6 protein-coding genes and 1 pseudogene are annotated in these 6764 nt (G+C 60.9%); 4 read left to right on the top strand and 3 right to left on the bottom strand.

From position 1 onward, the window contains the following. Positions 1-45: 45 nt before the first annotated feature. The 4 genes and pseudogenes from glpK (at position 46) to CFR79_RS09610 (ending at position 4517) form a co-directional block, all read left to right on the top strand. Complete coding sequence (glpK, locus tag CFR79_RS09595) at positions 46-1545, top strand: glycerol kinase GlpK (RefSeq protein WP_102323951.1); 1500 nt, start codon at positions 46-48, stop codon at positions 1543-1545. 34 nt (positions 1546-1579) lie between these two features. Continuing rightward, entirely contained in the window at positions 1580-2566 is a 987-nt protein-coding gene (glpX, locus tag CFR79_RS09600; RefSeq protein ID WP_102323950.1) for a class II fructose-bisphosphatase, read from the top strand. Between the two features lie 51 nt (positions 2567-2617). Continuing rightward, a complete protein-coding gene (gene fbaA / locus CFR79_RS09605; protein WP_110547763.1) occupies positions 2618-3724 on the top strand; it encodes a class II fructose-bisphosphate aldolase in 1107 nt (368 codons plus the stop codon). A 33-nt stretch (positions 3725-3757) separates the two neighbouring features. After that, positions 3758-4517 (top strand): annotated as a pseudogene (locus tag CFR79_RS09610) (DeoR/GlpR family DNA-binding transcription regulator). A 170-nt stretch (positions 4518-4687) separates the two neighbouring features. On the opposite strand, the gene CFR79_RS09615 reads toward CFR79_RS09610, so the two are convergent. From CFR79_RS09615 to CFR79_RS09625, 3 genes are read right to left on the bottom strand one after another with little or no spacing between them, the layout of a single operon-like run. After that, a complete protein-coding gene (locus tag CFR79_RS09615) occupies positions 4688-5098 on the bottom strand; it encodes a ketosteroid isomerase-related protein (protein WP_110547764.1) in 411 nt (136 codons plus the stop codon). Between the two features lie 27 nt (positions 5099-5125). Beyond that, positions 5126-6007, bottom strand: coding sequence for a carbon-nitrogen hydrolase family protein (locus tag CFR79_RS09620; protein ID WP_110547765.1), 882 nt, complete (start codon positions 6005-6007; stop codon positions 5126-5128). After that, positions 6004-6639 carry a GNAT family N-acetyltransferase gene (locus CFR79_RS09625; protein ID WP_110547766.1) on the bottom strand — a complete coding sequence of 212 codons (636 nt, stop codon included), beginning with the start codon at positions 6637-6639 and terminating at the stop codon, positions 6004-6006. Before CFR79_RS09625 ends, CFR79_RS09620 begins: the two co-directional genes overlap by 4 nt. Between the last annotated feature and the right edge of the window lie 125 nt (positions 6640-6764).

Here is a 6764-nt window from a genome sequence, read left to right on the forward strand (position 1 = left end):
CTGCGGCCAGAACCCAGCATCCGCCCGCAGAGGCAGGAGACGATAATGAACAAGAAGAACAGAATTCTCGCCATCGATCAGGGAACGACCTCGACCCGCAGCATCGTGTTCGATCGTGACATCACCGCCCTGTCTGTCGCCCGCAGCGAATTCGCGCAGCATTATCCCAATCAGGGCTGGGTCGAACACGACCCGGAGGAAATCTGGTCCAATGTCCTGTCCACCGCGCGTGAGGCCATGGAAAAGGCGGGTGGCCCCGGTACGATTGCGGGTATCGGGATCACCAACCAGCGCGAAACCATTGTCATGTGGGATCGCAAGACGGGCAGGCCGGTCCATCGCGCCATCGTGTGGCAGGACCGCCGGACGGCGGCGGTATGCGCGCGCATGCGTGAACAGGGGCATGAAGACCTTGTGCGCGAACGCACGGGGCTGCTGCTGGACCCCTATTTTTCCGCAACCAAGATCGCGTGGATACTTGATAACGTGGAAGGCGCCCGCGCCCGCGCGGAGAAGGGCGAACTGGCCTGCGGCACGATCGACAGCTTCCTGCTGTGGCGGCTGACGGGTGGCCGTGTCCATGCGACCGACACAACCAACGCATCGCGCACGCTGCTGTTCAACATCCATGCCTGCCAGTGGGATGACGAGATGCTGGCGCTGTTCAACGTGCCCCGCGCCATCCTGCCCGATGTGCGCACCAACAGCGAGATATTTGGCGAGACCGATCCCGACCTGTTCGGCGAACCGCTGAAGGTGGCGGGCATGGCGGGCGACCAGAACGCGGCCATGGTGGGACAGGCCTGCTTCAAGCCCGGCACGGCGAAGGCGACCTACGGCACGGGCTGCTTCGCGCTGCTCAATACCGGATCGAAGCCCGTCCGTTCGGAAAACCGCATGCTCACCACGATTGCATACCGTATCGGGGATGAGACGACCTATGCCCTGGAAGGGTCGATTTTCGTGGCGGGTGCGGCCATACGCTGGCTGCGCGACGGGCTGAACCTGATTACCCATGCTTCCCAGACCGATGACATGGCCACCCGCGTTCCCCATAGCCACGGCGTGTATATGGTGCCGGGTTTTGTGGGACTTGGCGCGCCCCACTGGGACCCCGATGCCCGTGGTCTTATCTGCGGGCTGACGCTGGATGCGACGGCGGCGCATATTGCCCGCGCGGCGCTGGAATCGGTTGCCTACCAGACGCTGGATCTGATGGACGCGATGCGGGAAGATGGGGGCGGCACGCTGAACGCACTGCGTGTTGATGGCGGAATGTCAGTCAATGACTGGTTCTGTCAGTTTCTTGCCGATATGCTGCTGACGCCGGTAGAACGCCCCCGGCAGGTTGAGACCACGGCGCTGGGCGCTGCCTTTCTGGCAGGGCTTGCAACAGGGGTATGGAGCAGCATACCCGAGCTGGAAGGGACATGGACCCGTGGGCATCTGTTCCGCCCGGCGATGGACAAGGCCCAGCGCGACACTATGGTAGCAGGGTGGCATGCGGCGGTGCGGCGTACGCTCAGTTCCACCGTAGCGGCGTAACCTTCGTATTCAGAAGACAGGAAAAGAGTGCTTCATGACTTCCTCACGGTATAATCCCTATCAGGTTACGGATCGCAATCTCGCTCTGGAACTGGTGCGCGTAACGGAAGCCGCGGCTGTTGCGGCGTCGGCATGGACGGGGCGCGGCCTCAAGAATGAAGCGGATGGCGCGGCGGTGGAAGCCATGCGGCGCGCCTTCGATACGGTCGCGATCGACGGCATGGTGGTGATTGGTGAGGGGGAAATGGACGAAGCCCCGATGCTGTTCATCGGGGAAAAGGTGGGCGCGGGCGGTCCCGGCATGGATATTGCCGTTGACCCGCTGGAAGGCACGAATCTGTGCGCCAAGAACCTGCCCAATGCACTGACTGTCGTGGCCCTGGCCGAAAGCGGCAACTTCCTGCATGCGCCTGACATCTACATGGAAAAGATCGTGGTTGGTCCCGCACTGCCCGAAGGGGTGGTCGATCTGGACAACAGCATCGAGGCGAACCTGAAGGCACTGGCGCAGGCCAAGAAATGCGATGTGTCCGACCTGATGCTGTGTACCCTTGACCGTGAGCGTCATGCGGAACTGATCGCCCGCACGCGCGAAGCCGGCGCCCGTGTGACGCTGCTGAGCGACGGGGACGTGGCCGCCGCCATCGCAGCCTGCCTTGATGACAGCGGGATCGATATCTATGCCGGTTCCGGTGGCGCGCCGGAAGGCGTTCTGGCCGCTGCCGCCGTGCGCTGCGTGCAGGGGCAGATGCAGGGTCGCCTTCTGTTCGAGGATGACGGGCAGGTTGAACGCGCGCGCAAAATGAACCCCGGTGCCGATCCGTCCCGCAAGCTGGCGCTGGAAGACATGGCGCGGGGTGATGTGCTGTTTTCTGCCACGGGCGTAACCGGGGGCGCGCTGTTGCGTGGCATCCGCCGTTCGGGTGGTCGTACGGTCACGCATTCGCTGGTCATGCGGTCCAAGTCCGGCACGCTGCGGTTTGTCGAAGGCCATCACGACTACCATACCAAAACGTGGTAACAATCATTTCATCCGTTGCATAACAATAATAAAAGGCAATAGGGAAACGACATGACCGACAAAGCAAGCCCGGCTTCCGCCCGCCTTGGTCTCCGGCCCGGTGTCGTGACCGGGGCGGATTATCGCCGCCTGGTTGAAACCTGCCGGGACGAGGGCTATGCCTTGCCTGCCGTCAACGTGGTTGGAACCGACAGCATCAACGCGGTGCTGGAAGCCGCCGCGCGCAACCGGGCGGATGTGATCATCCAGCTTTCCAACGGTGGTGCGCGTTTCTACGCGGGCGAGGGCATGAAGGACGCGCAGCAGGCCCGCGTGCTGGGGGCCGTGGCTGCGGCGCGTCATGTCCATACCGTTGCGGCGGCTTACGGCGTGTGTGTGATCCTGCATACCGATCATGCGGACCGTAAGCTGCTGCCATGGATTTCCGGCCTGATCGACGCCAGCGCTACAGCGGTGGAGGAGACGGGCAGCCCGCTGTTTTCCTCCCACATGATCGACCTGTCGGCTGAACCGCTGGACGATAATATTGCGGAATGCGCCAGCTTCCTGCGCCGTATGGCCCCGCTGGGTATCGGCCTTGAAATCGAACTGGGCGTCACAGGCGGGGAGGAGGACGGGGTCGGGCACGACCTCGACGATGGCGCGGATAACGCCCATCTCTATACCCAGCCCGAGGATGTCCTCAAGGCTTATGAGGCGCTTTCCCCGCTGGGTTTCGTGACCATTGCCGCGTCCTTTGGCAATGTGCATGGCGTCTATGCGCCCGGTAATGTCAAATTACGCCCCGAAATCCTGCGCAACTCGCAGGAAGCGGTGGCGCGGGCGACCGGTGCGGGCGAAAAACCGCTGGCGCTGGTGTTCCATGGCGGTTCGGGATCGGAGCAGGCGAAGATTACCGAAGCCGTATCTTACGGTGTGTTCAAAATGAACATTGATACCGATATCCAGTTTGCATTCGCCAGCAGCATTGGCCGCTATGTTCAGGACCATGCGGAGGCATTCAGCCACCAGATCGCCCCATCAACGGGCAAGCCGACCAAGAAGCTGTATGACCCGCGCAAATGGCTGCGTGTTGGGGAAACGGGTATCGTTGCACGGCTGGAGCAGGCTTTTGCGGATCTGGGTGCCACGGGACGCAGCGTGGCGCGTGCCGTATAGGATGCGCATGGCAGGAGTGGAGTAACACGCGTCGTGTCAGCAGAAGAACGCCACCGGGAAATTACGGCACTGGTGCGTACACAGGGTTACGTATCGAACGAGGAACTGGCCCAGCGGCTTGATGTCGCGGTCCAGACCATCCGGCGCGATGTCAACATGCTGGCCCGGCGCGGGCTGGTGGCCAGGCATCACGGCGGGGCCGGTCTTGCGTCCTCGGTCGAGAATATCGCCTATTCCGAACGTCAGGTCCTCAATCGCCGTGCGAAAGAAGCCATCGGGCATCTGGCCGCGCGGCATATTCCTGATAACTCATCGCTGTTCGTCAGTATCGGCACGACAACGGAAGCCTTTGCCAAGGCATTGCGGCGGCATAAGGCGCTGCGGGTCATTACCAACAACCTGCATGTGGCCAGTCCGTTATCCGCCCAGACCGATTTTCAGGTGATCGTGACGGGGGGGGCTGGTGCGTTTTTACGATGGCGGCATTACCGGCTCCACTGCCAGTACCTTTATCGAACAGTACCGCACCGATTTTGCCGTGATCGGCATAAGCGGCATTGAGGAGGATGGCACGCTGCTGGATTTCGATGCGGACGAAATCAGCGTAACGCAGGCCATGATGCGCAATGCCAGACGTGTCTATCTTCTGGCCGACCAGACCAAATTCGGGCGCAGGCCCATGGGGCGGCTGGGGCATCTTTCGCACGTCCATGGTTTCTTCACGGACCGTCAGCCGTCGGAAAACATTACCGCCATGCTGAGGGAACACGGCGTGGAACTGCATGTAGCGTAAAGCGCGGATGGGCAGGCGATAGATTAATCAGGTAGAAAATAGGAAAAGTTTCTGGGTGTCGCCTTTTTGAAAAAAGCTTCACCAGAAACTCCCTTATGATCTCAAACAGGCTGATATGAAGGGCATCCGTAATGGAATACCCTTCATTCCATATCGTATTATATCCGAAATTATCGGGAAACCTGCTCAATCCAGTCAGTCAGGTTATAGTAATTGGAAATACGCGATACTTTATTGTCTGTTACGGTAAAAAACGCGCCCGCTGGCAGCACGTAGGTCTGGCCCGCAGCCTGCGGCAGGCCGTCATCCGTGCTGAGATATTCGCCATGCACCATGAATTCAGCCGCTGCCCGGCTGCCATCCGGGTTCACCATGATGACGATATCCTTGATGGTTTCCTTGTAATGCGCATCCATCTTTTTCAGGAAGGTGCGGAATTTCTCCACACCAGTCTCCCGACCACCCTGATTGATGTCGTGTTCGACCTGATCGCTCAGCAGGGCGAGGAACGCATCATGGTCACCGTCATTGAAAGCCTGATAGTAGGACGCGATCAGTGCGCGCGTAGCTTCAGCGGACATGGGATTCTCCAGTATCGGGAATATGTATCAGACAAAGGGAAGGGCGGTTGCGGTCGCTACGGATCGCGGCCAGTCGCGGCAGTTCCTTACCGCCCCGTTGGTACGGACTTCTTCCAGTGCATCGGGTGACAGCGTGGCAAACGCCCAGTCGTCCATGTCGGGCCTGCCTTCCGCAATGATGCCATCGGCGGGGAAACCACGGTCCATGGGGCCATAAATGCCGGCAATACCCCGGTTTTCGTCCAGCGTGGCAAGCCATGGCGCCATGCCTACGGTCGGTGATACGGCGGTAAAGCACTGGTTTTCCAGCGCACGGGCGCGGGCGGAAATTCTTACGCGATTGAACCCGTGCATCGTGTCGGTGCAGGTGGGAACCAGAAGCAGCCAGACACCCGCCTCGATCTGGCTGCGGGCCAGGGCGGGGAATTCGGAATCATAGCATATGCTGGTGCCGATCCGGCCCCATGGCGTTTCGAAAAAACCGGGCGAACGGCCACTTTTTACATTCCAGCTTTCCGTTTCAAAGCGCGTCATGACATGCTTGTCCTGAAACGCATGGCGTCCGTCCGGGGCAATCAGGGGCGCGCGGTTATGAATGTGCCCCGATGCGTCAGCACACGGCAGGGTGCCGGGCATGAGCCAGACATTGTGCCTGCGCGCGGCCTGACACATGATATGCAGGATTTCGGCGCTGTGGTCGCATACGGCGTGCAGTTCCGTTGTGGCGTCGGCCTGCGTGGTTGCAAACGCGGCGGCGACTTCCATACAACTGTATTCGGGCAGTAAAAGCATGTCGGCCTGTGCCGCACCCGCGGCGGTAACACGGTCCAGATGGGCCGCATAATCATCAAGGCTGCGGCACTGTTCCACCTGCCATGAATGCGTGCCCAGACGCAGGGGAGATGTCATGCGGGTATTCCAGTCAACAAAGTATCGGGGATGGCGGTATCGCGTAGCGGCCTGATCCAGAAATCCAGTTGGTGCGGGCTTTCTTCCGTGGCCCCCACATCGCGCCAGTCCAGCGAACATGAAACGGCGGGCAGGGGGGTGAAGCCCCGATCAGCCCAGAACTTATGCAGCGGACGGAACGATGCCGGGCGGGCAGGGTGATCTTCCGGCCTGCGGACCGCGCAGAAAACGGCAAACTCCGCCTTCATGCGGCGGGCCTGCCGTTCCCGTTCGGCAAAGAAGCGCTTGCCCAGCCCATGTCCCCGCCACTGTGGCAGCACCACGGATTCCCCAAAATAGAAAAACCGTCCCAGATCCAGTCCCCGTTGTGCAAACGGGGCGCGGATTTCGGCCACTTCATCCTTCAGCGGCAGGCAGGTCGATGCCCCCACAATCTGTGATTCATGGCGTGCGACGATAATGGCGGTGCCGGAACTGCCCACATAGGGGGCCAGATAGGCTTCCTCATACACCGGGTCATCCCCGGCGTAGAGGTAAGGCCATTCACGGAACACCGCGATACGCAGGCGGGCGAGAGCGGGAATGATCCCGGCTATCGCCGCCCCGGTTATGGTTTCAACACTCAGCGACATCGGACCCTGTGGTGCGTTTTTGCTCAGTAGATCGGGAACCGCGCACACAGCGCCTTGACGCGCGCATGGACGGCCTGTTCCGTGGCGGGACAGCCTTCGCCGCCTTCACGGGCAAGGGCGGTGAG

The organism is Komagataeibacter saccharivorans (genome assembly GCF_003207825.1).
GTDB classification, from domain to species: domain Bacteria; phylum Pseudomonadota; class Alphaproteobacteria; order Acetobacterales; family Acetobacteraceae; genus Komagataeibacter; species Komagataeibacter saccharivorans.